The sequence below is a fragment of the Puerhibacterium puerhi genome (assembly GCF_009846865.1).
Taxonomy (GTDB): Bacteria; Actinomycetota; Actinomycetes; order Actinomycetales; family Cellulomonadaceae; genus Puerhibacterium; species Puerhibacterium puerhi.
In genome coordinates, this window is sequence record NZ_WUWN01000015.1 from 21835 (window position 1) to 46537 (window position 24703).

The window sequence follows — 24703 nt, forward strand, 5'->3', positions numbered from 1 at the left end:
GGGACTCCGGCGTCGCGCGCGGTCCGTGGCAGGCTGACGCCATGGACCGCGCGCCCCGCCCTGCCCTGGGACGGGGGATGACCGGCGTCCGCGGCGTCGAGCTGTACACCCGGACCACGCTGTACGTGGTCTGCCTGCTCGAGCCGTTCCTCTTCCTCGTCGCCGCCGCGGCCCTGGCGCACGACCCGCCCAGCCCGCCGGTGGCCGGCGCGCTGCTGGCGCTGGCGCTGGCCCACACGGGCCTGAGCATCGCCGTCCTGCACCTGGGGATGGCGCCGGCGCCCGAGCGCGGGCGGCCCTTCCGGGCCACGCTCGCGGTCTTCGCCGTCGTCTCGGCGGCCCTCGCGGCGCTCGCCCTGAGCGCGGTGCCGTCGCTGCCCCCGCCGTACGACGGCTTCTGGTACACCGAGGACCCCCGCTCCGTCGTGCTGGTCACGGCGGGCATGTTCACGGTCGGCGCCGTCAGCCCGGTGCTGCGCTCGCGACCGCTCGTGGTGGGCTCCCTCGCCGCGGCCGCGGTGGTCGGGCTCGGGCGGGTGCTGGCCGGGGTCCCCGGGCCGGTCGGGATCGCGGTCCTGTCGGCCTTCATCATCACCGCGTCCATGCTCAGCTTCCGGCTGTCCGTGTGGATCCTCGAGGTGGTGCGCGAGCTCGACGCCGCCCGCGACGCCACGACCCGCCTCGCGGTGGCCGAGGAGCGGCTGCGCATCGCCCGCGACGTGCACGACGTCGTCGGGCGCGCGCTCGCCACCGTGGCGGTCAAGAGCGAGCTGGCCGCCGAGCTGGCGCGGCGCGGCGACGCCCGCGCCGTCGACGAGATCCTCGCCGTGCGCACGCTCGCCCAGGACTCCTCCCGCGAGGTGCGCGGCGTCGTCGCCGGCTACCGCTCGGTCGACCTCGCGACCGAGCTGGCCGGCGCGCGGTCGGTGCTGGCCGCCGCCGGCATCGCCGTGCGCGTGCTGGGCGCGGTGCCGCCGCTCGACCCGCGGCGCCAGGAGGCGCTGGCCTGGGTGGTGCGCGAGGCCGTCACCAACGTGGTGCGGCACTCCGCCGCCGGCGAGTGCGTGCTGCGGCTCCAGCAGGCCGACGGCGCCACCGTGCTCACCGTGAGCAACGACGGCGTCCGCTCCGCCGTGCGCCCCGGGGCGCACGGCGGGGCGGACGGCAACGGCCTGGCGGGCCTGCGCGAGCGGCTCGCCGCCGTCGGCGGCGGCGTCACCACGCGGTTCGACGGCGACCGGTTCGTGCTCACCGCGCGGGTGCCCGCCGTCGTCGAGCCGGAGCGTCCCGCCGAGCCCGCCGGCCCGGCACCCACCGACCCGAAGGAGCGCGCATGATCCGCGTGGTGCTCGCGGACGACGAGACCCTCATCCGCGACGCCGTCGCCACCCTGCTGGCGCTCGAGGAGGACATCGAGGTCGTGGCCGTCGCCGGCTCCGGCACGGAGGCGCTCGCGGTGATCGAGGCCGTGCGGCCCGACGTCGCCGTGCTCGACCTGCAGATGCCCGGCCTGGACGGCATCGAGGTGGCCGAGCGGGTCGCGCGCAGCGTGCCGGGCTGCGGCATCGCCGTCGTCACGAGCCACGGCCGGCCCGGCTACCTCAAGCGGGCGCTGGCGGTGGGGGCGCGGGCGTTCCTGCCCAAGACCGTGTCGGCCGGCGTGCTGGCCACCGCGGTGCGGCAGGTCGCCGCGGGCGGGCGGTACGTGGACTCCGAGCTGGCCGCCGAGGCGATCGCCGCCGGCGACTCCCCGCTCACCGCGCGGGAGGCCGACGTGCTCGAGCTCGCCGCCGACGGCGCGCCCGTGGAGGAGATCGCCCAGCGGGCCGCCCTGGCCCCCGGCACCGTGCGCAACTACCTGTCCTCGGCGGTCGCCAAGCTCGGCGCGAGCAACCGGCACGAGGCGGTGCGGCTGGCCCGCGCGCAGGGCTGGCTGTAGGCGCTCGACGGGCGCCTCGACGGGCACCTCGGTGGCCGTCTCGCGCGGCTGCGGCGGTGTCCCCGGCGGCCCGTAGGCTGGTCCCGTGTACGAGGGCGCTGTCCAGGACCTGATCGACGAGCTCGGCCGCCTGCCCGGGGTCGGGCCCAAGAGCGCCCAGCGCATCGCGTTCCACCTGCTCGCGGCCGACGCCGGGGACGTGCGCCGCCTGGTCGACGCGCTGACCGAGGTCAAGGCGCGCGTGCGGTTCTGCGAGGTGTGCGGCAACGTCGCCGAGGCCGAGCGCTGCCGCATCTGCCTGGACCCGCGCCGCAGCGACGAGGTCATCTGCGTGGTCGAGGAGCCCAAGGACGTGGTCGCCATCGAGCGCACGCGCGAGTTCCGCGGGCGGTACCACGTGCTCGGCGGCGCCATCAACCCGATCGAGGGCGTGGGCCCGGACGACCTGCGCACCGCGGAGCTCATGTCCCGCCTGGCCGACGGCGTGGTGCAGGAGGTCATCCTCGCCACCGACCCGAACGTCGAGGGCGAGGCCACGGCCACCTACCTGGCCCGCCTCATCGGGCCGATGGGCATCACCGTCTCGCGCCTGGCCAGCGGTCTGCCGGTCGGCGGAGACTTGGAGTACGCCGACGAGGTCACCCTCGGCCGGGCGTTCGAGGGACGGCGCGTGGTCGGCCGCTGAGGCCGGCCCGACGAGATTGGGGGGATCCGCGTGGGCGAGATCGAGGTGGCGGGCGACCTGCGCGAGGTGGCCGAGAAGACCCAGGGCCACGTGCGCGCGTTCCTGTCGACGACCACGCAGGTCGCCTCGGGCGCGTACCCGGGCGCGGAGCTGAGCCTGCTGCTGCTGGCCACCAGCGACCTGCTGGCCGCGGGGGCGCAGCTGGCGGCGATCACCGACGTCGTGCCCGTGGAGCGGTTCGAGCCCGACGCCGGGCCGGACACCGACGTCGACCCCCTGCGCGCCGCGCTGGCCCGGATGTTCGACGGCTTCGACGACTACGTCGAGATCGTCGACCCGGTCCTCGGGGCCGAGGCCGGGCCCGCCACGCTCTCGGGCGACCTCGCGGCGGTGGTCGAGGAGCTCGCCAAGGGCCTGCAGCACTACGACGACGGGCACGAGCTCGAGGCGCTGTGGTGGTGGCAGTTCTCCTACCTGTCCTCGTGGGGCGAGCGCGCGGCGAGCGCCGTCCGGGTGCTGCACGGCGTGCTCGCGCACCTGCGCCTCGACGTCGCCGACGACGTCGCGCAGGAGGCCGAGTACGACGCGCTGCACTCCTGACCAGCGCCGCCGGGCGCCGGACGGTCCCGGGCGCTTCACCCGCGCGGGTCCGCCCGGCCCCGCCCGCCGGCCGGTAGCGTCCGGGCCATGGAGTCCAGCAGGGGGATCCACGCCGTCGGCGTGCGCAGGGCGTTCGGCGAGGTGCAGGCGCTGGCCGACGTGCGGCTGGAGGCCCGCCCGGGCCGCGTGACGGCGCTCGTGGGGCCCAACGGGTCGGGCAAGACCACGCTCCTGCTCGTGCTCGCCGGGCTGCTCGTGCCCGACGCCGGGCAGGTGTCGGTGGCGGGCTTCGACCCGGTGACCGAGGGCCCGCAGGCCCGGGCCCGGACGGGCTGGATGCCCGACGTCTTCGGCACGTGGGACTCCCTGACGGCGCGCGAGGTGCTCACCACCGTGGCCGCGGCCTACCGCCTCCCGCGCGACGCCGGCGCCGCCCGCGCCGCCGAGCTGCTGGATCTGGTGCACCTCACCGAGCTGGCCGACGCCCCGGCGCACGTGCTGTCCCGCGGCCAGAAGCAGCGCCTCGGCCTGGCCCGCGCGCTGGTGCACGACCCCGACGTGCTGCTGCTGGACGAGCCGGCCTCGGGCCTCGACCCGCGCTCGCGGGTGGACCTGCGCGTGCTGGTGCGCGAGCTCGCCGCCCGCGGCCGGACCGTCCTGGTCAGCTCCCACGTGCTCACCGAGCTCGACGAGATGGCCGACGACGCCGTGTTCCTCTCCGGCGGGCGCACCGTGGCCACGCAGTCGGTGACCGCGGCGCAGGAGCAGCGGCGCCGCTGGCGCCTCGCCGCGCTGGACGCGGCCGCGCTGCGCGCCTGGCTCGCCGCCGCGGGCGTCCCCGCGGTCGCGGCCGACGACGGCGCCGTGCACGTCGACCTCGCCGGCGACGCCGCGGCCGCCGCGCTCCTGCGCGACGCCGTCACCGCCGGCGTGCCGGTCACGAGCCTGGCCCCTGCCGGCGGGCTGCTGGAGCAGGCCTACCTGGCCCTGGAGGAGGAGCGGCGATGAGCACGCAGACCGTCGACCCCGCGGTCCGCCCGCCGTCGTCGGGCGGCCCGCGCCGCCGCGCCGCCGCGGCGGCGTCGGGGCGACCTGGCGCCTGACGTGGCAGGGCGTGCGCACGGTCGCGCAGCTCGAGCTGCGCCAGCGGCTGCGCTCCACGCGCTGGAAGGTCGCGCTCGTCGTGTGGTTCGTCGTGGTCGGCGCGATCACCGCGCTGGCCGTGGGCGCCCTCGGCGACGTCGGGGACGGGCTCGGTCTGGGCTCCTCGATCTTCGGCATCGTCGTGTTCTTCGTGCTGTTCCTTGGCCTGATCGTGGCGCCGACGTTGTCGTCCGCCGCGGTGAACGGCGACCGCAACGCCGGCACGCTCGCCACCCTCCAGGCGACGCTGCTGACGCCCGCGGAGATCGTCGTCGGCAAGCTGCTCGCCGCCTGGGCGGCCGCGCTGGCCTTCCTCGTCGCCAGCGTGCCGTTCATCGTCTGGGCGATCCTCGCCGGCGGGCTGAACCCGCTGCTGCTGCTGGCCACCCTCGCCGTGCTCGCGCTCGAGCTCGGCGTCGTGTGCGCGATCGGGCTCGGCTTCTCGGCGCTCGTGACCAAGACGTCCGGCTCGGGCGTGCTCACCTACCTCGTCGCGGGCGCGCTCAGCGTCGGCACGCTGCTGGTCTTCGGCCTCACCGTGCCGGCGATCACCGCCGAGGAGCAGGTGCGGGCGTGGGACGTGGAGCAGGGCTACGACTGGGAGTCCGACGAGCCGCCGGTCTGCGAGTGGCAGACCGTGGAGACCACCCAGGTGCACACCGAGCGCACCTGGTGGCTGCTGGCCGCCAACCCGTTCGTCGTCGTGGCGGACGTGCAGCCCGTCCCGCCGTACGACATCGACGACCCGGCCGCGACGTCGGCGGATCCCCTCGCCCTCATCCAGACGGGCGTCCGCGCGGCCCGCACCGGCCCTGCCGACGAGGTCGACTGGTGCACGGGCATGCATGTCTCGTTCGACGCGGACGGCCAGGCGAGCGCGCCCGCCTCGCCCGTGGAGACGCCGGAGCTCTCGACCGCGCCCGTGTGGCCGTGGGGCCTCGGGCTGCACCTGCTGCTCGGCCTGGGTGCGGTGGCCGTGGCGGTGCGGCGCCTGCGCATCCCGGCGTACAGCCTGCCGCGAGGCACGCGCGTGGCGTGACGGCGGGCGCCCGGCCGACGTCGGGACGGGCGGCGCTCAGACCAGGTCGCAGACCACCCGGTCGCGGCCCGCGCGCTTGGCGCGGTACAGGCAGGCGTCGGCGCTGGAGAGCAGCTGCGCGGGGGTCGGCACCGGCACGGTGGGCGCGCTCGCGGCACCGATGCTCGACGTGACCGGCACGTCGCCGGTCAGCGCCGACCACGGGTAGGCCCGGATGGTGGCGCAGAGGTCCTCCAGCAGGGCGGCGGTCGCGGCGCGGTCGGCCCCGGCCAGCACGAGCAGGAACTCCTCGCCGCCCATCCGGGCGGCGAACGAGCCCTCGGGCGCCTCGGCCGCGGCCTCCTCGAGCAGGTCGGCCACGGCCCGCAGCACCTGGTCGCCGACCTCGTGCGAGCACCGGTCGTTGACGGCCTTGAAGTGGTCGAGGTCGAGCAGCGCGACGGCCACGGGGACGCCGCGGCCCGCGGCGGCGGTGAGCAGCAGGTGCAGCTCCTCGTCGACGAACCGGCGGTTGTACAGGCCGGTGAGTGGGTCGCGCAGCGACAGCTCCCGGTAGCGCAGGCTCTGGCGCTGGGCCTCCGAGGTCTCGTACACCGCCTGCAGGGTGCGCGCCCGGGCGTCGCGCTCGTCCGACTGCAGCCGCAGCGCCTCGCGCGCGTACGCCTGGTGCTCGCGGAAGGCGGCCTCGAAGTCGCCGGCGGCGGCGTGCAGCTCCGCCTGCTCCTCCCTGGCCTCCACCCGCAGGGTGCCCAGGCCGAGCTCCTCGCAGATCCCGACGCACACGTCGAGGTTGCGCTGCGCCTCGTCGAGCCTGCCCAGCGCGCGCTGCACCCGCACCAGGGCGAGCAGTCCCTCGGCCCCCGCGTCGCCGTCGGCGTCGAAGCGCCGGAACTCGGGGTCGGTGGCCGGCTGCAGCACCTCCTCGGCCTCGGCCAGGCGGCCCATGCGGATGAGGGCGCGCGCCACGGTGTCCAGGCGTCCGAGGGTGAGCGTGCGCCCCTGGGCGGCGGAGAGCTCCTGCAGCCGCGTGGACAGCCCCAGCGCCGTCTCGGCGTCCCCGTGCTGCGCCTCGATGTAGGCCCAGTTGTTGACGACCGTGAGCTCGCGGTCGACGTCGCCGAGCTCGACGGCCATCGCGAGCGACTCGCGGTACCGCCGCCGGGCACCCTCGACGTCGCGGTTGAGGCCGAGGGCGTCCCCGAGCCGGCACAGGTGGTCCAGGCGCATCGGCGCGGACGCCCGCTCGTCCAGCAGCTCGACGGCGCGCAGCGAGTGCTCCAGCCCGCGGGACAGGTCGCCGAGGTCGAGGAAGATCCGCTGCAGCACGTAGTGGGCGCGCGCGAGCACCAGCGTGGCGCCGTGCTCGGTGGCCCACCGCAGCGCCTGCTGCGCGAGGTTGCCCGCCGGGCCGAGCCGGCCGTCGCGCTGCAGCACCTCCGCCTGCGCGAGCTGGGCACGCATCTCCAGCTCGGTCAGCCCGTGGGCGCGCGCCACCCGCAGCAGGCGCTCGGCGCGGGCCGCGGCCCCGGAGGCGTCGACCCGGGGGAGCAGCTCGACCTCCGCGACCTCCGCCTCGAGGGCCGTGAGGTCGTCGGTCGAGAGCGGGGCGGGCCCGGCGTCATCGGCATCGATGTGGGTCACCGCCGTCACCTCGGATCGACTCATGGTTGAAGGGGAAACCGCTTGTCCCCGTCATCGGCAGCCCCGCACCCGCGTTGAGCGCGCCGCGCCGACTTCACCCGGCCGGCGGCGGGTCGGGCGCCCGGCCTGCGGCGACGCCGGGGAGCGCCCTGGACCGCGCCGTCGTCCTGCGCGGGCCGCGTGGCAGGATCGCCCGGTGCCCGACATCGACCTGCTCACCCTCGTCCTGCTGCTGCTCGCCGGCCTCACCGCCGGGTGGGTCGACGCGGTGGTCGGGGGTGGCGGGCTGATCCAGCTGCCCGCGCTGCTGCTGGTGCCCGGGCTGAGCCCGGTGCAGGCGCTGGCCACCAACAAGGTGGGGTCGATCATGGGCACCTCGACCAGCGCCATCACCTACGCCCGCCGGGTGAAGCCGGACTTCACCACGGCCGGGCCGCTGGCGCTCGCCGCGCTGGTCGGCGCGGTCGGGGGCGCGGCGCTGGCGTCGCACATCCCGGCGTCGGCGTTCAAGCCGATCATCCTCGTGGTCCTGGTCGCCGTGGCGGTCTACACGATCGTCAAGCCGTCGCTCGGGGAGCACACCCGGCTGCGCTGGGAGGGCAACGGGCACCGCTGGGCCGCGGCCGCCATCGGCCTGGTCATCGGCTTCTACGACGGCGTGCTCGGCCCCGGGACCGGCACGTTCCTCGTCATCACGCTGGTCAGCGCGCTGGGGTACGCGTTCCTGCCGGCCTCCGCGCTGGCCAAGATCGCCAACTTCGCGACCAACCTCGGCGCGCTGATCTTCTTCGTCCCCGCCGGGCACGTGGTGTGGCCGCTGGGCCTGGCGATGGGTGCCGCCAACCTCGTCGGCGGGTACGTCGGCGCGCGCATGGCCGTGGCCAAGGGCTCGCGGTTCGTGCGCGTCGTCTTCGTCGTGGTGGTCGGCGTGCTCATCTGCCGCCTGGGCTACGACGTCGTCACCGGAGCCTGACGCTGCGCCCCACCCTGCGCGTGGCCGGCCGCCGTCGCGGCGGGGCGGTCACCAGTCGTGCCCGCCGGTCACAGCGTGGCGCGTGCCGTGCCCGGCCCGCCAGGGTCGTGCACCGGTACCGTCGCCGTCATGACCCACACCTACGCGACGCGGCTGACCTGGCAGGGCTCGACCGGCGAGGGCTACCGGGCGTACTCGCGCGACCACGCGGTCGCCGCGGCCCCGGCCGAGCAGGAGCTCGCGCTCAGCGCCGACCCGGCGTTCCGCGGCTCGCCGGAGCGGCTCAACCCTGAGCAGCTCGTGGTCGCCGCGGCCAGCTCGTGCCAGCTGCTGTCCTTCCTCGCGGTGGCCGCGCGGGCCGGCGTCGACGTGCGCGGGTACGCCGACGACGCCACGAGCACGCTCGACCTGTCGCTCGAGCGCCCGCGCCTGACGGCGATCCGGCTCGCCGTGGTCGTCGAGGTGGCGCCGGGCACCGACCACGCGACGGTGGAGCGCCTGGCCCACGAGGCGCACGAGGAGTGCTACATCGCGAACTCGCTCGCGGTGCCGGTCGAGCTGGAGGTCAAGGTCGTCGACGCGGCCTGACGACGCTCGCGACGCCCGCACGTGAGACGGGTTCGACCGCCCGGGCGGCCGGCGCCTACCATCGAGCGTTCCTGCAAGCACCCGGCGGACCGTTGAGAGAGACGGAGGCCGGCGACAGAAAGTAGCGAGCATGGCACTTGTCGTGCAGAAGTACGGCGGGTCCTCGGTCGCCGACGCGAACAGCGTCAAGCGCGTGGCCAAGAGGATCGCCGAGGCCAAGCGGGCGGGGAACGACGTCGTCGTCGTGGTGAGCGCGATGGGCGACACCACCGACGAGCTCCTCGACCTGGCCGCCCAGATCACCCCCCTCCCGCCGCAGCGGGAGCTCGACATCCTCCTGACCGCCGGCGAGCGCATCTCGATGTCGCTGCTGGCGATGGCGATCACCAACCTCGGGGTCAAGGCCAAGTCCTTCACCGGCCAGCAGGCCGGCCTGATCACCGACGCGGTGCACGGCCGGGCCCGGATCGTCGACGTCGTGCCGTCGCGCATCCGCGAGACGATCGAGAAGGGCCAGGTGGCGATCGTCGCCGGGTTCCAGGGCGTCACCACGGAGACCAACGACGTGACGACGCTCGGGCGCGGCGGCTCGGACACCACCGCGGTCGCGCTGGCCGCGGGGCTGGACGCCGACGTGTGCGAGATCTACACCGACGTCGACGGCGTGTTCACCGCCGACCCGCGCATCGTGCCGGCCGCGCGCAAGATCGACCGCCTCACCTACGAGGAGATGCTCGAGCTGGCGGCGTCCGGCGCCAAGGTGCTGGCGCTGCGCAGCGTCGAGTACGCGCGCCGCTACGGCGTGCCCGTGCACGTGCGCAGCTCGTTCTCGCACGCCGCCGGCACCCTCGTCGTCGGCACCCACGGCGACCGCATCGACCCCAACGCCCCCGCCCCCGCCGTGGCTCGCGCCGCCGGCGACGGGGCCGCCCAGAAGGAAGCAGAGATGGAAGCCCCGATCATCTCCGGCGTCGCGCACGACCGCAGCGAGGCCAAGATCACCGTCGTCGGCGTGCCCGACGTGCCGGGCATGGCCGCCCGCATCTTCGAGGTCGTCGCGGCCGCCGGCGCGAACATCGACATGATCGTGCAGAACGTGTCCGCCGCCCAGACCGGCCTGACGGACATCTCGTTCACGCTGCCCGAGGGCGACGGCCCCCAGACGATGGCCGCGCTCAAGTCGGTGCAGGACGAGCTGGGCTTCGCCTCGCTGCAGTTCGACGACCAGATCGGCAAGCTGTCGCTGGTCGGCGCGGGCATGAAGTCGCACCCGGGCGTGTCCGCCGCGCTGTTCGGCGCGCTGCGCGACGCCGGCATCAACATCGAGATGATCTCCACCTCGGAGATCCGCATCTCCGTGGTGACCCGCGCCGACTCGCTCGACGAGGCCGTGCGCGCCGTGCACCACGCGTTCGGGCTGGACTCCTCCGAGGGCGAGGCAGTGGTCTACGCCGGGACTGGGCGGTGACGCGGGATGGCTGAGATCAGCGAGAACGGCGTCAACCTCGCCGTCGTGGGCGCCACCGGCCAGGTCGGCGGCGTCGTGCGGCGCCTGCTGGTGGAGCGGGAGTTCCCGGTCAAGGAGATCCGCTTCTTCGCCTCGGCCCGCTCGGCGGGGCAGACGATCGAGTTCGCCGGCGTGCCGGTCACCGTGGAGGACGTCGCCGCGACCGCCACCGAGGACCTGGCCGACGTCGACGTGGCGATCTTCTCGGCCGGCGGCGGCACGTCGCGCGAGCACGCGCCCCGGTTCGCCGAGGCGGGCGCCGTCGTCGTGGACAACTCGTCGGCCTGGCGGCTGGACCCCGAGGTGCCGCTGGTGGTCTCGGAGGTCAACCCCGAGGCGATCGGCGAGGCCGCCAAGGGCATCATCGCCAACCCGAACTGCACCACGATGGCCGCGATGCCGGTCCTCAAGCCGCTGGCCGACGAGGCCGGGCTCGAGCGCCTGCGCGTGGCCACCTACCAGGCCGTCTCCGGCTCGGGCCTCGCCGGCGTGCAGGAGCTCGCCTCGCAGGTGCGCGCCGCCGTCGGGCAGGACTTCGAGGCGCTCGCGCACGACGGCGGCGCCGTCGAGCTGCCCGCGCCGGAGAAGTACGTCGCGCCGATCGCGTTCGACGTCGTCGCGCTGGCCGGGTCGCTCGTGGACGACGGGTCCGGGGAGACCGACGAGGAGCAGAAGCTGCGCAACGAGTCGCGCAAGATCCTCGGGCTGCCCGACCTCGCGGTGGCCGGCACCTGCGTGCGCGTGCCGGTGTTCACCGGCCACTCGCTGGCGATCCACGCCGAGTTCGCCGAGCCGATCACGCCGGAGCGGGCGCGCGAGCTGCTCGCCGGCGCGCCGGGCGTGCAGCTGGCCGACGTGCCGACGCCGCTCGCCGCCGCCGGGATCGACCCGTCGCTCGTGGGGCGCATCCGCACCGACCAGTCGGTGCCGGACGGGCGCGGCCTGGTGCTGTTCGTGTCCAACGACAACCTGCGCAAGGGCGCCGCGCTCAACGCGATCCAGATCGCCGAGCTCGTGGCGGCCGACCTCGCCGAGCTGGCGGCGCTCGACGCCGCCGAGGCGGGCGTGCCGCAGGAGCTCACCGAGGGCTGAGCCCGGTCCGGGCGGCGCCGGCCTCGTCAGGGCCGGCGCCGCCCGTCCGCGCACCGTCGGCGATCGTCCCCCGCCGCTTCGACGAAGCGGAGTCGACGCAGAGGAGCCGTGCGTGTTCGTGCCGCCGATGATCGGACTGGTGCTCGTCGCCGTCGTCGCCGCCGTGCTGGCGCGCCTGCAGCGCGCTGGCCGGCTGCCGCGCAACGGCGCGGTCGGCGTGCGCACCCGGCGCACGCAGCGCTCGGACGCCGCATGGGCGGCGGGGCAGGCGGCCGCGGCGCGACACCTCGTGGGCCTCGCGGCCGTCGGCGCGGCCGGCGCCCTCGGCCTGCTCGTCGTCCAGCTCGCGGGCGCTGTTGAGGCGCTCGGCCACGCGGTGGTGCTGGGCAGCTACGGCGTCGTGATCGTGGTGGCGCTCCTCGCCCGGCGCGCGGCCGACCGCGCGGCCGACGCGGTCGCCGACTGAACCACAGGTCCCGTGCGGCAGGGCGTCAGCAGGTCGCGGAGCCGGCGAGGTCGTCGCAGACCAGCTGCGTCCGGGCCTCGGTGACCGTGGCCGGCTCGCCGGCGCTGGTCGTGGTGATCGTCCCGGCGATCGGCGTCCAGTCGGTGCTGCCGGCGATGCGGAAGCTGCCCTCCCACGTGGTGGCGAGGCTGACGGTGACGCCGGACCGGTAGGTGTTCCCGGCGTCGTCGACGGCCGAGCCCGCGTCGCTGCCGGGCTCGCCGAGCCGCGTGTAGGTGTGGCCCACCCAGGACTCGTCAGGGGTGGGGTCGCCGTCCCGCCAGGGGCGGCCCGGGTCCGACGTGACCAGGGTGCCGCCGCCGGGGGAGTGCGGGTCGTCGAAGTCCCAGGCGAACTCGACCGGCTCGGCCCGGATCGTGACCGGGACGCCGAGCAGCGTGACGTCCTGCTCCTGCGCCGCGGCGGTCGTGTAGGCCGGGTAGCGCACGTTCACCAGCAGCGGCTCGCCGCCCTGGAGGGTGACCGGCGGGGCGGAGACGCGCATCGAGCGGAAGGCGCGCTCGGCCTCCGCCCGGATGTCGCCGGGCGTGACGCACTGGTCCTCGCTCACCTGCTCGGCCGGGGCGTAGGAGCCGTCGTCCTGGACGCGCTGCACCCAGAGGGCGTCCAGCTGGTAGGTGCCGTCCTCGCACGGGGCGGGGACCACGGTCTCGGCGTAGCCCTCGGCGCAGGTGCCCGCCTGGGTGACGATGTCGACGAGCATGTCGAGATCGCCGATGGCGCAGGTCTTGGCGTCGGCGCGGAAGTACTTGTCCTTAGAAGCGGCCGACGATTGACCGCCACCACTTGCTTCGTCGCTCGATGCCTTTCCGGTCGCACCGGCGAAAACTTCCTTTGTGTAATTGTCTGCCCAGCCGGAGTAATCCGTCTCGGGTGGTGCGAGCGCTACTCCTAGGATCAACGTGCTGGCGATTGCAAGAGCGTTCATGTCATTGCTCCGGTGGCTGAGCCACGTTCACGACAACCCACCGCCCATCACGACGGCCCACTTCAACGCGGGCGGTACTTACGCGTGGGTCTTGCTCGTAAACGGTGTTTCCAGCGGAGTCCGTCACGGTGGCGGCGGCCTCGTTGACTTCGATGTCCATGGGCCAGAGGCCGGTGGCACTGTCTTGCTCATACGCGTGCAGTAGCCGGGTCTGCGTTGCCCCGCCTTCCCAAGTGTCATCGCGCTGGGCGATTCTCGAGGCCTGCTCGAGCCCCTGGGCGCAAGGGGCGCACGCCTGGTGTGACATCGCCTCCCACTCGGCGGTGTCGTTGGTCTGCATGATGTAGGGGCGCAACTGGAGAAAGTACTGCGCGGCCGCCTCAGCGCCGGCGGCGCCGTCGTCGTCCATCTCTGCCGGCCGCTCCGGCTTGACAACGACGCTCGAGGCGCTCGGGGAGGGTGACGGGGGTTCCGAAGAGCTCGCACTCGCGCTCGCCTTGGCGCTCGACGAGGGCGGCGGCGGCGAGTCGGGATCGTCGGCGGAGCAACCGGCCAGGGCCAGCATCGTCGCAAGGCCCCCGCCCGCGATGGCGGCCCACCCTCGTGGCCGGCCGCGGCTCCGGGCCTGGGTCCAGGTGCGCATCATGTCGTGGCTTCCCCCTGACGGCAGCGACAACATCGCCACGATAGAGGATCGCCATCCGGAGCGCCTGGGGCCTGTGGACAGCCCCACGGCGCCGCTGACGGCGCTCGGCGTCCGCGCGTTGCCACCGCAGCTCCTCCCCGGAAACTCTTGTGCCCACACCAGCCTCTGTGGTTCATTAGTCGAGTAATGAACCACAGAGCCACCGCCGCACTCGCGGCGGCACCCGCCACGACACCCCAGAGGCAAGCGCATGTTCGACGGACCTGAGCCGATCTACCTGCAGATCGCGCAGATGATCCGCGCGCAGGTGCTCGCCGGCGAGCTCGGTGAGGAGGAGCAGGTCATGTCGACGACGCAGTTCGCCACTACGTTCCGCATCAACCCGGCGACGGCGGCCAAGGCGTTCGCCGAGCTCGTCGACGAGGGCCTGCTGTACAAGCGCCGGGGCCTGGGGATGTTCGTGGCCCCGGGCGCCCGCGAGAAGCTCCTCGGCGAGCACCGTCGCCGCTACTTCGACGAGGTCCTCGACCCGGCCCTCGCCCAGGCCGACATCCTCGGCATCCCCACCGCGGACGTCGTCGCGTACGTCCTCGGCCGCTCCGGCTCCGTCGCCGGCCCCGCCGACGAACGCCCCGCCCCCGCCGGCCCGGTCCGCGACCACCTAACCCATCCCGACCCGAAGGGCCCGTGACCATGCCACCGCCCCTGCCCCCGCTGCCGCCGTTCGCTGCCCAGGTCGACGACGTCGTCGTCCGCTTCGGCCGTCGCCGGGACATCGACGTCGCCGCGGGCACGACCCACGTCAGCGACTCCTCCACCGCCCTCGACGGCGCGACCCTCGCCATCCGCCCCGGCGTCATCACGGGCATCCTCGGCCGCAACGGCGCCGGCAAGACCACGCTCCTGTCCCTCCTCGCCGGCTTCACCCGGCCCACCAGCGGTTCCGTCCGCGTCGGGCCCACCGGCCAGATGGAGGAGCCGTGGGAGAACCCGTGGGTCACCTCGGGCACCCTGCTGGTCCGCGAGAGCGGCGACGTCGTCGACGACGAGAAGGTGTCCTGGGCGCTCAAGTACTACGCCGCCATGCGCCCCGGGTGGGACGCCGACCTGGCCGAGCGGCTGCTCGACCGCTTCGAGGTCGACACCCGCAAGAAGCCCACCGCCCTCTCGCGCGGCAAGCGCTCCGCTGTCGGCGCCACGATCGGCCTGGCGTCGCGGGCCCTGCTGACCATCTTCGACGAGGTCTACCTCGGCATGGACGCGCCCACGCGCTACGCCTTCTACGACGAGCTGCTGGCCGACTACGCCGAGCACCCCCGCACGATCCTGCTGTCCAGCCACCTGGTCGAGGAGGTCGAGCGGCTCTTCGAGGACGTCGTGGTCATCGACCGCGGTCGCGTCCTCATCGCGGAGACGGCCGACGAGATGCGCTCCCGCGGCGTCTCGCTGACCGGCCCCGCGGCCGCCGTCGAGCGCCTCGCCGCCGGCCGCGAGGTGCTGCACCGCCAGCAGCTCGGCGGCACCGTGCAGGTCACGCTGGCCGGCGCCCTGCCCGACGACGTCGTCGCGGCCGCGCAGGCGGCGGGCGTCGCCGTCGGGGCGGTGCCGCTGCAGGACCTGTTCGTGCGCCTCACCGACCACGCCGCCCCGGCGCGCCCCGGCGCGCCGGAGTCCGAGACCGTCCCGAGAGGAGCGCTGCGATGAGCGCCGTGGCCCCGACCGCCCGCCCCGCCGTCGATCGCGCCGCCGTCGTGCGCGACGCCGACCGTCGCGCCTTCCGCCAGGCCTGGGACTACCTCGCCGGCGGCCAGGTCCTGTTCGCCCTCGGGTTCTGGGTCGTCTTCGCCCTCGTCATGGTCGTCGTGCCGCTGCTGGTGCGCGCCAACGACGGCGTCATGAGCGGCGGCGTGCTGACGGGCGCCAGCTACAGCGCCCGGTGGTTCGCCTTCGCGCTCGGGATCGCCACCACCGCGTCGCTGGTGGTCGTGCACCTCGCCGCGGGCGGCACCCGCCGCTCGTTCTTCCGGGCCGCTGCCGCCGCTGCCGTCGTCGTCGGCCTCACCTACGCCGCGTGCTACGGCGTGGCCACGCTCGGTGAGCAGGCGCTGTTCGGCGCGCTCGGCTGGGACTGGGAGCGCCCGGGGGGCCTGCCGGCCGCCGGCGCCGCGACCACCGTGGTCCACGCCGCGGCCGAGGGGCTGGCCTGCGCGGTGTACTCGCTGGTCGGCACCGCGATCGGCATGGGCTACCAGAGCCACGGCGCGTGGCTGGGCACGGTGCTCGTCCTCCCGGGCATCGCCCTGCTGGCGCTCGTCGGCACCGCCACCCGCACCGGCGCCAGCGAGGCGCTGGGCGAGCGGCTGCCGTTCGACGGCTCCACGGCCGTCGTCGCCGGGCTGCTCGGCGCGCTGCTCGCGGCCCTCGTCGCGGCCGGCTGGCTGCGCGCGCAGCTGCAGCGCGTGCAGCTGCGTCCGCCGTCCTGACCCCCACCCGCCTCCACCACCTCGAGGAGACGACCATGAGTGCCACACCCGTCGTGGAGGTCGCCCACCTCCGCAAGACCTACGGCGAGAAGGTAGCGGTGGACGACGTGTCGTTCGCCGTCCAGCCGGGGGAGATCTTCGGCATCCTCGGCCCCAACGGGGCCGGCAAGACGACGACCGTCGAGTGCCTCGCCGGGCTGCGCCAGGCCGACGGCGGCACCACGCGCGTGCTCGGCGTCGACACCCAGGCCGACCCCGGCGCCGTGCGCGGCCTGCTCGGCGTCCAGCTCCAGGAGTCGGCCCTGCACGACAAGATCACGGTCGGGGAGGCGGTGCGGCTCTTCGCGTCGTTCTACCCGCGCCCGGCCGACGTCGGCGAGCTGCTCGACCTGCTCGACCTCGCGCAGCACCAGGGCGTGCAGTACGCGAAGCTCTCGGGCGGCCAGAAGCAGCGGCTGTCGATCGCGCTGGCGCTCGTCGGCGACCCGCGCGTGGCGGTGCTCGACGAGCTCACCACGGGCCTCGACCCGCAGGCCCGCCGCAACACCTGGGACCTGGTCGAGCGCGTCCGCTCGCGGGGCGTGACCATCCTGCTCGTCACGCACTTCATGGAGGAGGCCGAGCGCCTCTGCGACCGGCTCGTGGTCATCGACGGCGGCCGCGTGGTGGCCGCCGGCACGCCACCCGAGCTGATCGACGGCATCGACGACACCCGCACGGTGCAGCTGCGGCTGCCCGAGGCCGACGCCGCGCGCGGCCGCGAGGTGCTCGCGCGCCTCGCGGCGTCGCACGCAGACGTCCACTCCGTCGCCGACGCCGGCGGCGTCACCGCCGTCACCGGCACGCGCCGCGTGCTGTTCGCCGTCGTGCCGGCCCTCGCGGATGCCGACGTGCTGCCCGACGACGTGCGCACCGTCTCGCGCACGCTCGAGGACGTGTTCGTGGCCGTCACCGGCCGTACCTACGACCCGGACGCCGCGGGCACCCGGGCCGTGCGCACCGCCGACGGCGCCGGCCGCCGTCGGGAGCTCACCTCCACCGCAGACCGAGGAGACCGGTCATGACCGCCGCCGCCCCGTCCCCGTCCCCCCTCGTCGTCGCCCGCCCCCGCGCCGCCGCCGGCTGGCGCGGCCTCGGCCGCCTGCTGCGCACCGAGACCGTGGTGTGGCTGCGCGACGCCGGCGCCGTGTTCTTCGGCCTCGCGTTCCCCACGGTGGTGCTGCTCGGGGTCGGCTTCGTCGTCCCGGGCATGCGCGACGTGATCACCGACGCCCCGCCGCCGTGGGGCGGCCTCACGCCCGTGGCGCTCTACGTGCCGGTCGTGCTCGCCGCGGCCATCGCCACCTCGGCGCTCACGGTGATGCCCGTGACGCTCGCGACGTTCCGCGAGAAGGGCGTCCTGCGGCGGCTGGCCACGACGCCGATGCGGCCGCAGGCCCTCATCGTGTCCCACCTCGGCATCAACCTCGGCTCCACGCTGGTGGCCTCGCTCCTGGCGGTGGTGGTGGGCGCCCTGGTATTCGACGCGGTCGCCCCGCAGCAGCTGGGCGTGGTCCTGCTGGCCTTCGTGCTCGCCGTCGCGGCGATGTTCGCGCTCGGCACCCTCGTCGCCGCGCGGGCCGCCCGCGGCACGACGGCGTCGGCGATCGGGATGACGATCTACTTCCCGTCCCTGATGCTCGCCGGCCTGTGGACGCCCGGCCCGGTGATGCCCGACGTGCTGCGCGAGGTCGGGCGGCTCACGCCGCTCGGCGCCGCCTCGCAGGCGATGACCGAGGGCTGGTTCGGCGACGGGTTCCCGGCCTTCCAGCTGGTCGTCATGCTCGCGTGGACGGCGGTGCTGCTGCCCCTGGGGGTCAGGCTGTTCCGCTGGTCGTGACGTCAGGGCGCGACGGCGTCCGCGCCCCGCCGGGGTGCGGACGCCGCGTCGTCCGCGGCGACCGGCCGGCGGGCCCAGTACGTCGCCATGAGCGCGCCCGAGATGTTGTGCCACACGGAGAACAGCGCGGCGGGCAGCGCGGCGAGCGGCGTGAAGTGCGTGGTCGCGAGGCTGGCCGCCAGGCCGGAGTTCTGCATGCCGACCTCGACGCTCACCGCTCGCCGGGCCGACTCGTCCAGCCCGGCGGCGCGGGCGGCCAGGTACCCCAGCCCGAGCCCGGCCCCGTTGTGCAGCACGACGGCGAGCGCCATCAGCACGCCCGTGGTGGCGATGGCGGGCTGGTTGGCGCCCACGACGCCGACCACCACGAGCACCACGCCGACGACCGAGACCAGCGGCAGGTAGGGCAGCAGATGCTGCACGGCCCGCCCGGCCACGGCGCGCACGGCGATCCCGAGCAGGATCGGCACCAGCACCACCTGCAGGATCGACGTGAACAGCGCCGCGAAGCCCACGGGCAGGTCGGAGCCGGCGAGCCAGAGCACCAGCGCCGGGGTGAGCAGGGGCGCGAGCAGCGTCGCCACCGAGGTGAGCGTCACCGACAGCGCGACGTCCCCCTTGGCCAGGTACACCACGACGTTCGACGCCGTGCCGCCCGGCGCGGCGCCCACGAGGATCATGCCGACCAGCGCCATGCCCTCGAACCCGAACAGGTGGCCGATGCCCCACGCGGCGAGCGGCATGATCAGGAACTGCGACGCCAGGCCGAGCAGCACGGCCCACGGCCGGCGCGCCACGAGAGCGAAGTCGGCGCCGCGGAGCGTCAGCCCCATGCCGAACATGATGACCCCGAGCAGGATCGGCACGTGCGGCGCCAGGGTGGCGCTCGGCCCGGGTGCCGCGACGCCCACCACGGCGCCGACCAGCACGAGCAGGGCGAACCACCGCCCCGCGAGCTCAGCCACCGTGCGCAGACCAGCGAGAACCTGCACGACCGTCCCCCTCCTGTCGGCTCGTCCGCGGCGAATGTACGCCCGGGCGACTGTGGCGCCGGTCACCGTCTCAGATGGCGACCGGCGTCCGTAGGCTGGTCGCATGAAGCCGTTCCTGCTCCTGGCGACCCGTGCGGAGGACGTCGCCGCCGACGGCGAGCTCGCCGCCGTCCTGCGGTACGGCGGCCTGGAGCGCGACCAGGTGCGCCGGGTGCGGCTCGAGCGCGAGCCGATGCCCGCGATCGACCTGCGCGACTGGTCGGGCATCATCGTCGGCGGCAGCCCCTTCAGCTCCTCGGACCCGGAGGAGAGCAAGTCCGAGGTCCAGCGCCGGGTCGAGCGCGAGATCGCCGCCCTGCTCGACGACGTCGTCGCCCAGGACTTCCCGTTCCTCGGCGCCTGCTACGGCGTCGGCACGCTCGGCCGCCACCAGGGCGCCGTCGTCGACACCACCTTCGCCGAGCCCATCGGCCCGATCACCGTGGAGCTCACGCCCGAGGGCGTGGCCGACCCGCTGCTCAAGACGCTGCCGCGGCGGTTCGCCGCGTACGTCGGGCACAAGGAGGCGGTGCGCGAGCTGCCGCCGGGCGCCGTGCTGCTGGCGACGTCGGACCGGGCGCCGGTGCAGATGTTCCGGCTGCAGGAGAACCTCTACGCCACGCAGTTCCACCCGGAGCTCGACCTCGACGGGCTGCTGCAGCGCGTCGAGGTGTACTCCGGCTACGGGTACTTCCGGCCCGAGGAGCACGACGAGGTGGTGGCCCGCGCCCGGTCGCGCGCGGTGACCGAGCCGGCGCGGATCCTGCGGGCTTTCGTGGAGCGCTACGCCCGCGGCTGAGGCCGGCTGAGCCCGGCTGAGCCCGGCTGAGCCCGGCCGTGTCCCGGCGTCGCGCGGTGCTTGCCCGGCCCCGGGCGGACGACGACGGCCGGCCACCCCGCGAGGGGTGACCGGCCGCCGTCGTCCGCGGCGGGCGCTGCCCGCCGCTCGGCTGTCATCCGGCCGTCAGTCGACGACCTTCCACGGGCCGTGCTCGTCGCCCGGAGCCTGGTTCCGGGTCCACCACTGCGCCTGGTAGGTGGTGCCCTGGTGGGTCACCTTCTCCCCGCCGGTGTAGATGCGGCTCGGGGCCCACTCGCTCACGCCGTTCTCGTCGACCGGGGTGAGCTCCTGCCACGGGCCGTACGGGTTGCCCGGCTCCTGGCCGCGCGTCCACCACGAGGCCAGCCACGTCGAGCCGTCGTAGGAGACCACGTCACCGAAGTCGTAGACCGTCGTGGCGTCCCAGGCCGGGGCCGAGGCCGGCGGCTCCTCGGCGTCCGGCACGGACACCTCCACCGTCATGGTGCCCTTGCGGGTGTTCTGCTTGGTCACCTCGATGGTGGTGCCGGTGCCGGCGACGATCACCGAGCCCTGCGGGTTCGCCGGGTCGTAGTAGGCGTTCGGGTCGGAGTCGTCGAACACCGGCACGGCGGCCTGCTTGCCGACCTTCAGCGTGGTCGTCCCGTCAGCGGTCTCGCGGTGCAGCGAGACCGGGTCGGTCTTCTGCGTGCCGAACGTCGCGTCGAAGGACTGCACGCGGCCGCGGGCGAGCGAGCCGTCCGACCACGTCAGGGCGTCGGCGCGGGCATCGACCGGCAGCGCCTGGCCGGCACCGGGGTGCTGGGAGGTGTTGTTGTCGCCGTACAGCGAGTTCGCGTACCAGACCAGCAGACCGTCCTGGTACGGGTAGTGCTCGACGCGGTCCGGCGCCGAGACCGACCAGCCGAAGTTGTACGGCCCCGTCTTCAGGGTCGCGTCGTAGCCGCCGTAGACGCGGTTCTCGGCCACGTAGTAGTGCTCGTACTCCTGGTCGTAGGTGCCGTCGGTGACGACGACGAACCCGTTGTTCACCCAGTCGGCGGCGCCGTCCTCGACGTCCTCGGCGAGGGCGTCGCCCACCGCGACGTCGTCGACGAGGAAGCCGAGCTCGTTGACGCCGCCGTCGCTGGCGTACCGGAAGCGCACCGAGGCGTCCTGGCCGGCGTACGCCGACAGGTCGGCGGTCAGGTCGACCCACGCGTCGCCGGACGAGCCGGTGATGCCGCCGCCGGTGTTGCCGTTGCCCTCGCCGGTCGCTGACCGGTTCGTCTGCAGCGCCGTCCACGTGCTGCCGCCGTCGGTGGAGATCTCCACGTAGGCGTAGTCGTAGTCGGCCTCGATCTCGTAGCGGACCTTCGCCGTGAGGTCGGCGTCGGCCGGCACCGTGAACACGGGCGACGCGACGCTCGTGCTGAGGTTGTTGCCGGTGCCGGAGTACAGGTACTTGCCGTCGTGCGGGTCGGCCACCTCGACCTTCTCGACGCCCGGCGGGAGGTTCACCACGACCGCCTGGGTGCCCAGCGTGGTGGCGTGGAACGACGGGCCGAGGTCCACGGTGGCGTCCTCGCCGACGTCCACGGTCTCGTGGTCGAGCCAGCCGAGGAACAGCTTCTCGGTCGCGCCCATGTGGTTCGGCGTCGTGCCGATGGTGCCGTCGCCGTGGCCGAGCCAGGAGCCGGAGCTCATGAGGTTCCAGAACCCGGTGCCGTTGTCGCCGCCCTGGGTGTCGTAGTAGTCCGGCAGGCCGAGGTCGTGGCCGAACTCGTGCGCGAACACGCCCAGGCCGCCGTTCTCCGGCTCGGTCGTGTAGTCACGGATCCAGATGTCGGTGTCGCCGATCTGGATGCCGCCGGCCTTGGCGTAGTCCGCCGGGCCGTCGACGCCGAGGCCGCCCTGGTTGACCGCCCAGCGGTGCGCCCAGATGGCCCACTCCGGCGCGCCGGCCTCCTCGCCCTCGCCGGCGTGGATGGCCTGGAAGTGGTCGATGTAGCCGTCCGGCTCGTTGATGATGCCGTCGCCGTCCAGGTCGTAGCGGTCCCAGACGTCGAACGACCGCAGGTAGTCGACGACCTCGTCCTTGGTCTTGCCCTGGGCGAGCTGGTCGGCGTACCAGGCGTCGGCGCTGTCCTGGATGAACCGCGTCATGTCGGCCTGGGACTCGGTCTGGCCGTAGGACGCCTCCGAGTAGGGCACCGTCACCCAGTCGGACACGTCGCCCTGCAGGTCGAAGCGGCCCGACGACATCTCGTCGTAGACCCCCGCGAACGACTCGCCGCCCTGGTCCTCCAGGCCGGTGAAGAACATCTCCTCGTAGTGCTCGCGGGAGAAGTCCGGCTCCCAGTAGGTGGAGTTGTCGTCCGCCGCGGGCTCGGGGATCTCGTTGTGCACGGGGCCCGACGCCGGGGCGTCGGGGAAGCGCGGGTCGGCCTCGTCGCCGAACTCCACGAGGAACGTCAGCAGCTGGGCGGTCTCCTGCACGCCGTACTCGACGTACTTGTCGGGGGAGACCTCCACCACCTTCGACTTCGCCCGGCCCGAGCCGCGGGTCTGCACCTCGGCCTTGCCGGTGGCGACCGCCGAGGCGGCCTCCTGCTTCATCGCCACCTGCTTCTCGCGCAGGGCGTCGGGGCGGTCGTCCTCCTTGGCGTGCTCGGACGTCTGGGCGGGGGTGTCGTCGGGCGCAGGGGCGGCCACCGCGGTGACCGGGGCGACGGCCGCGGCGGCGATGAGTGCCGCGGTGACGCCGAGTGCGCTCGTCAAGCGTCGGTTCACATGTCCTCCAGTGTGAGGCGGACCCCGGGCCCCTGACCCGAGGTGGACCGACGACGGCGCGACCTCGGTGTCGCGCGTCGACCGTGTCCGCCGTCACACTAGCGCGCCAGATATTTCCGATGTGTGTCATGTGCCCTGCCTGGACGCCGTCTGAGCAGGTCATGCCCCAATTTCTCGGGGCAACACAGTCGGCGCGGCCGCGCCGCCCTCAGGGCGCGACGAACACCGTGGCGCGGTCGGCCTGCTCCTGGAACCGGCGCAGGAGCGCCAGCCGCTGCGCCGTCGACCCCGTCAGCGGCTCCGGCAGCGCGTCCAGCGCGAACCAGCCGACGTCGGTGTTCTCGTCGTCGGCCACGTGCGCCGCCGCGGCGGCCGCGGCCGAGACCGGCCGGGCGGTGAACAGCAGGTCGAGGTACGTGGTGCGGTCGCCGTTGGGATAGGTGATCTCGCCCGTGGTGGACACGGCGGCGAGGTCCTCGACGACGACGGCGACGCCCGTCTCCTCCAGCGCCTCGCGCGCCGCGGCGACCGCCGGCTCCTCGCCCGGGTCGAGGATGCCGCTGACCAGCGCCCACATGTCGTTGTCGGCGCGGCGGGTGAGCAGCACGCGCCCGGCGTCGTCGCTGACGACGACGGTGACGCCGGGCAGCCAGAGCAGGTCGGTCCCGACCCGCGTGCGCAGGTCGGCCACGTACGGCGGGATCGGCATGGCAGCGACCCTACGCCCGGGCGCCCGACGGCGTCGTTCCCACGATCCGGACGCCGGGTGGACGCGGCGTGGCGCGCCGCGTACCGTCGTCGTCCGTGAACACCCGTTGGTATTGGCGCTTTACGCCGGCTCCGTGTGGAGCTCGGCGGGCTCGCGCCTGACCGACGCCATCCACCGGAGCCAGCACAGGGCCTGGGACCGCTCGCCGAGCGGTCCGGGCCCTTCGTCGTCAGACGAGCCGCTCCGGTCGCCGGGACCACGGTGCGTCGACGACGACGTCAGACCCACCGGCACCACGACCGACGACCAGGAGCGACACCCCATGAGCACCACGACCGAGCCGGCCGCCGAACGCCGCGAGCTGCAGGCCGAGACCTCCGACCTGCGCATCCGCGCGCTCGAGCCGCTGCCCGCGCCGCGCGCCCTGCGCACGGAGATGCCGCTGGGCACCCGCCGCAGCGACCTGGTGACCACCTCGCGCCGCGAGGTCCGCGACGTGCTGCGCGGCGAGGACGACCGGCTGATCGCCATCGTCGGGCCGTGCTCCGTGCACGACCCGGAGGCCGCGCTCGAGTACGCCGGGCGCCTGGCTGCCGTGGCGCGCGAGCTGTCGGACGACCTCGTCGTCGTCATGCGGGTGTACTTCGAGAAGCCGCGCACCACGGTGGGCTGGAAGGGCCTGATCAACGACCCGCACCTGGACGGCACGCACGACGTGCACCACGGCCTGCGGCTCGCGCGCGAGGTGCTGCTCGGGGTGCTGGACGCCGGCGTCCCGGCCGCCACCGAGTTCCTCGAGCCGACCAGCCCGCAGTACATCGCCGACGCCGTCACGTGGGGCGCCATCGGCGCGCGCAACGCGGAGTCGCAGGTGCACCGGCAGCTCGCCTCGGGCCTGTCGATGCCGGTCGGGTTCAAGAACGCCACCGACGGCGACGTGCAGATCGCCGTCGACGGCTGCATCACCGCCGCCAGCGAGCACACGTTCTTCGGGGCCGACGCCGAGGGTCGCGCGGCGGCGGTCGAGACGGCCGGCAACCCCGACTGCCACGTGATCCTGCGCGGCGGGCGCGGCGGCCCCAACTACTCCGCCGCCGACGTCGCCGCGGCGCTCGAGGTGGCCCGCGGCTCCGGGCTCGGCGGCGCCGTCGAGGCGGGCGTCGTCGTCGACGCCTCGCACGGCAACTCCGGCAAGGACCACGTGCGCCAGGCCGAGGTCGTGCGGGAGATCGCCGGGCGCCTGGCGGCGGGGGAGCAGGGCGTCAGCGGCCTGATGATGGAGAGCTTCCTCGAGGCCGGCGCCCAGAAGCCGGGCCCGCTCGACACCCTCACCTACGGCCAGTCCGTCACCGACAAGTGCATGGACTGGGGCACCACCGAGGGCCTGCTGCGCGAGCTCGCGGCGGCGGTGCGGGCGCGCCGGGAGGCCTGAGCCCGGTCGGCCTGGCGCTCCGTGGGGCCGGGCCCTGGTCGGCGGGACGACGCGCGATCGGGGCCGGCGCCGAGCGTCCCGGGACGTCGCTCAACGCTCGCCGTTGGACGACCTCCCGGGACGCTCGTCGTCCGTCCGCTCCCCGGGCGTCCCGCGACGTCGGGCATCCGCGGCCGGAAGGCGACGTCCCGGGACGCTGGCACGACGGTGCAAGGGTGTGACGGTGCAAGGGTGTGACGGTGCGAGGGCGCACCAGTCCTCCGGAGGCGC

General features: G+C 74.6%; 24 protein-coding genes. 18 read left to right on the forward strand and 6 right to left on the reverse strand.

Going from position 1 to position 24703, the window contains the following annotated elements; genetic code table 11:
- The first annotated feature begins 41 nt into the window (after positions 1–41).
- The 6 genes from GSF02_RS09855 to GSF02_RS09880 all read left to right on the forward strand — a co-directional run bounded on the left by GSF02_RS09855 (position 42) and on the right by GSF02_RS09880 (position 5406).
- Entirely contained in the window at positions 42–1337 is a 1296-nt protein-coding gene (locus GSF02_RS09855; RefSeq protein WP_159795338.1) for a sensor histidine kinase, read from the forward strand.
- Complete coding sequence (locus tag GSF02_RS09860; protein ID WP_159795341.1) at positions 1334–1939, forward strand: response regulator transcription factor; 606 nt, start codon at positions 1334–1336, stop codon at positions 1937–1939. The genes GSF02_RS09855 and GSF02_RS09860 overlap by 4 nt, the downstream gene beginning before the upstream one ends.
- A gap of 85 nt (positions 1940–2024) precedes the next feature.
- On the forward strand, positions 2025–2624 hold the full coding sequence (gene recR / locus GSF02_RS09865; RefSeq protein ID WP_159795344.1) for a recombination mediator RecR: 600 nt from the start codon (positions 2025–2027) through the stop codon (positions 2622–2624).
- A gap of 30 nt (positions 2625–2654) precedes the next feature.
- Complete coding sequence (locus tag GSF02_RS09870) at positions 2655–3224, forward strand: DUF5063 domain-containing protein (protein ID WP_159795347.1); 570 nt, start codon at positions 2655–2657, stop codon at positions 3222–3224.
- Between the two features lie 87 nt (positions 3225–3311).
- Positions 3312–4232, forward strand: a complete 921-nt coding sequence (locus GSF02_RS09875) for an ABC transporter ATP-binding protein (RefSeq protein WP_159795350.1) — start codon at positions 3312–3314, stop codon at positions 4230–4232.
- A gap of 106 nt (positions 4233–4338) precedes the next feature.
- On the forward strand, positions 4339–5406 hold the full coding sequence (locus GSF02_RS09880; RefSeq protein WP_235915489.1) for an ABC transporter permease: 1068 nt from the start codon (positions 4339–4341) through the stop codon (positions 5404–5406).
- A gap of 36 nt (positions 5407–5442) precedes the next feature.
- Here the strand turns inward: GSF02_RS09880 and GSF02_RS09885 are convergent, their stop codons facing one another.
- Positions 5443–7071, reverse strand: a complete 1629-nt coding sequence (locus GSF02_RS09885; RefSeq protein ID WP_159795353.1) for a GGDEF domain-containing protein — start codon at positions 7069–7071, stop codon at positions 5443–5445.
- 172 nt (positions 7072–7243) lie between these two features.
- Here GSF02_RS09885 and GSF02_RS09890 point away from each other — a divergent pair, with 172 nt between their 5' ends.
- The 5 genes from GSF02_RS09890 (at position 7244) to GSF02_RS09910 (ending at position 11673) form a co-directional block, all read left to right on the forward strand.
- Positions 7244–8020, forward strand: coding sequence for a TSUP family transporter (locus GSF02_RS09890; RefSeq protein WP_159795356.1), 777 nt, complete (start codon positions 7244–7246; stop codon positions 8018–8020).
- A 129-nt stretch (positions 8021–8149) separates the two neighbouring features.
- Positions 8150–8608: an OsmC family protein gene (locus GSF02_RS09895; RefSeq protein WP_159795359.1), complete on the forward strand. Its 459-nt coding sequence runs from the start codon at positions 8150–8152 to the stop codon at positions 8606–8608.
- Between the two features lie 130 nt (positions 8609–8738).
- Positions 8739–10076, forward strand: coding sequence for an aspartate kinase (locus GSF02_RS09900; RefSeq protein WP_159795362.1), 1338 nt, complete (start codon positions 8739–8741; stop codon positions 10074–10076).
- Between the two features lie 6 nt (positions 10077–10082).
- Positions 10083–11207, forward strand: a complete 1125-nt coding sequence (locus tag GSF02_RS09905; RefSeq protein ID WP_159795365.1) for an aspartate-semialdehyde dehydrogenase — start codon at positions 10083–10085, stop codon at positions 11205–11207.
- Positions 11208–11319: 112 nt separating this feature from the next.
- Entirely contained in the window at positions 11320–11673 is a 354-nt protein-coding gene (locus tag GSF02_RS09910) for an SdpI family protein (protein WP_159795368.1), read from the forward strand.
- Between the two features lie 25 nt (positions 11674–11698).
- Here GSF02_RS09910 and GSF02_RS09915 read toward each other — a convergent pair whose 3' ends face one another.
- Together GSF02_RS09915 and GSF02_RS19105 are read right to left on the reverse strand one after the other, a co-directional pair.
- Positions 11699–12661 carry a hypothetical protein gene (locus GSF02_RS09915; protein WP_159795371.1) on the reverse strand — a complete coding sequence of 321 codons (963 nt, stop codon included), beginning with the start codon at positions 12659–12661 and terminating at the stop codon, positions 11699–11701.
- A 1-nt stretch (position 12662) separates the two neighbouring features.
- A complete protein-coding gene (locus GSF02_RS19105; RefSeq protein ID WP_328799015.1) occupies positions 12663–13559 on the reverse strand; it encodes a DUF6318 family protein in 897 nt (298 codons plus the stop codon).
- Between GSF02_RS19105 and GSF02_RS09925 the strand changes: the two genes are divergently transcribed.
- From GSF02_RS09925 to GSF02_RS09945, 5 genes are read left to right on the forward strand one after another with little or no spacing between them, the layout of a single operon-like run.
- Complete coding sequence (locus tag GSF02_RS09925) at positions 13558–13998, forward strand: GntR family transcriptional regulator (RefSeq protein WP_159795377.1); 441 nt, start codon at positions 13558–13560, stop codon at positions 13996–13998. The genes GSF02_RS19105 and GSF02_RS09925 overlap by 2 nt on opposite strands.
- 2 nt (positions 13999–14000) lie before the next feature.
- On the forward strand, positions 14001–15011 hold the full coding sequence (locus GSF02_RS09930) for an ATP-binding cassette domain-containing protein (RefSeq protein ID WP_159795380.1): 1011 nt from the start codon (positions 14001–14003) through the stop codon (positions 15009–15011).
- The gene (locus GSF02_RS09935) at positions 15008–15790 is read left to right on the forward strand and encodes a hypothetical protein (RefSeq protein WP_159795383.1); all 783 of its coding nucleotides are present in this window, start codon (positions 15008–15010) and stop codon (positions 15788–15790) included. The genes GSF02_RS09930 and GSF02_RS09935 overlap by 4 nt, the downstream gene beginning before the upstream one ends.
- A 35-nt stretch (positions 15791–15825) precedes the next feature.
- Complete coding sequence (locus GSF02_RS09940; RefSeq protein WP_159795385.1) at positions 15826–16854, forward strand: ABC transporter ATP-binding protein; 1029 nt, start codon at positions 15826–15828, stop codon at positions 16852–16854.
- Positions 16851–17669, forward strand: coding sequence for an ABC transporter permease (locus GSF02_RS09945; RefSeq protein ID WP_159795388.1), 819 nt, complete (start codon positions 16851–16853; stop codon positions 17667–17669). The genes GSF02_RS09940 and GSF02_RS09945 overlap by 4 nt, the downstream gene beginning before the upstream one ends.
- 2 nt (positions 17670–17671) lie before the next feature.
- Here GSF02_RS09945 and GSF02_RS09950 read toward each other — a convergent pair whose 3' ends face one another.
- Positions 17672–18634: a bile acid:sodium symporter family protein gene (locus GSF02_RS09950; RefSeq protein WP_235915490.1), complete on the reverse strand. Its 963-nt coding sequence runs from the start codon at positions 18632–18634 to the stop codon at positions 17672–17674.
- Positions 18635–18764: 130 nt separating this feature from the next.
- On the opposite strand from GSF02_RS09950, the gene GSF02_RS09955 reads away from it, so the two are divergent.
- Complete coding sequence (locus GSF02_RS09955) at positions 18765–19499, forward strand: glutamine amidotransferase (RefSeq protein WP_159795394.1); 735 nt, start codon at positions 18765–18767, stop codon at positions 19497–19499.
- A gap of 165 nt (positions 19500–19664) precedes the next feature.
- Here GSF02_RS09955 and GSF02_RS09960 read toward each other — a convergent pair whose 3' ends face one another.
- A complete protein-coding gene (locus GSF02_RS09960; RefSeq protein WP_235915491.1) occupies positions 19665–22280 on the reverse strand; it encodes an immune inhibitor A domain-containing protein in 2616 nt (871 codons plus the stop codon).
- 220 nt (positions 22281–22500) lie between these two features.
- Entirely contained in the window at positions 22501–23001 is a 501-nt protein-coding gene (locus GSF02_RS09965) for an NUDIX hydrolase (protein WP_159795400.1), read from the reverse strand.
- A 322-nt stretch (positions 23002–23323) separates the two neighbouring features.
- Between GSF02_RS09965 and GSF02_RS09970 the strand changes: the two genes are divergently transcribed.
- Complete coding sequence (locus tag GSF02_RS09970; RefSeq protein ID WP_159795403.1) at positions 23324–24433, forward strand: 3-deoxy-7-phosphoheptulonate synthase; 1110 nt, start codon at positions 23324–23326, stop codon at positions 24431–24433.
- The last annotated feature ends 270 nt before the right edge of the window (positions 24434–24703 follow it).

Coding starts and splice junctions, on each gene's coding strand:
- GSF02_RS09855 (WP_159795338.1), top strand. CDS start 42: ATGGACCGCGCGCCCCGCCCTGCCCTGGGACGGGGGATGACCGGCGTC.
- GSF02_RS09860 (WP_159795341.1), top strand. CDS start 1,334: ATGATCCGCGTGGTGCTCGCGGACGACGAGACCCTCATCCGCGACGCC.
- GSF02_RS09875 (WP_159795350.1), top strand. CDS start 3,312: ATGGAGTCCAGCAGGGGGATCCACGCCGTCGGCGTGCGCAGGGCGTTC.
- GSF02_RS09885 (WP_159795353.1), bottom strand. CDS start 7,071: ATGAGTCGATCCGAGGTGACGGCGGTGACCCACATCGATGCCGATGAC.
- GSF02_RS09895 (WP_159795359.1), top strand. CDS start 8,150: ATGACCCACACCTACGCGACGCGGCTGACCTGGCAGGGCTCGACCGGC.
- GSF02_RS09900 (WP_159795362.1), top strand. CDS start 8,739: ATGGCACTTGTCGTGCAGAAGTACGGCGGGTCCTCGGTCGCCGACGCG.
- GSF02_RS09905 (WP_159795365.1), top strand. CDS start 10,083: ATGGCTGAGATCAGCGAGAACGGCGTCAACCTCGCCGTCGTGGGCGCC.
- GSF02_RS09915 (WP_159795371.1), bottom strand. CDS start 12,661: ATGAACGCTCTTGCAATCGCCAGCACGTTGATCCTAGGAGTAGCGCTC.
- GSF02_RS09925 (WP_159795377.1), top strand. CDS start 13,558: ATGTTCGACGGACCTGAGCCGATCTACCTGCAGATCGCGCAGATGATC.
- GSF02_RS19105 (WP_328799015.1), bottom strand. CDS start 13,559: ATGCGCTTGCCTCTGGGGTGTCGTGGCGGGTGCCGCCGCGAGTGCGGC.
- GSF02_RS09930 (WP_159795380.1), top strand. CDS start 14,001: ATGCCACCGCCCCTGCCCCCGCTGCCGCCGTTCGCTGCCCAGGTCGAC.
- GSF02_RS09935 (WP_159795383.1), top strand. CDS start 15,008: ATGAGCGCCGTGGCCCCGACCGCCCGCCCCGCCGTCGATCGCGCCGCC.
- GSF02_RS09940 (WP_159795385.1), top strand. CDS start 15,826: ATGAGTGCCACACCCGTCGTGGAGGTCGCCCACCTCCGCAAGACCTAC.
- GSF02_RS09945 (WP_159795388.1), top strand. CDS start 16,851: ATGACCGCCGCCGCCCCGTCCCCGTCCCCCCTCGTCGTCGCCCGCCCC.
- GSF02_RS09955 (WP_159795394.1), top strand. CDS start 18,765: ATGAAGCCGTTCCTGCTCCTGGCGACCCGTGCGGAGGACGTCGCCGCC.
- GSF02_RS09965 (WP_159795400.1), bottom strand. CDS start 23,001: ATGCCGATCCCGCCGTACGTGGCCGACCTGCGCACGCGGGTCGGGACC.
- GSF02_RS09970 (WP_159795403.1), top strand. CDS start 23,324: ATGAGCACCACGACCGAGCCGGCCGCCGAACGCCGCGAGCTGCAGGCC.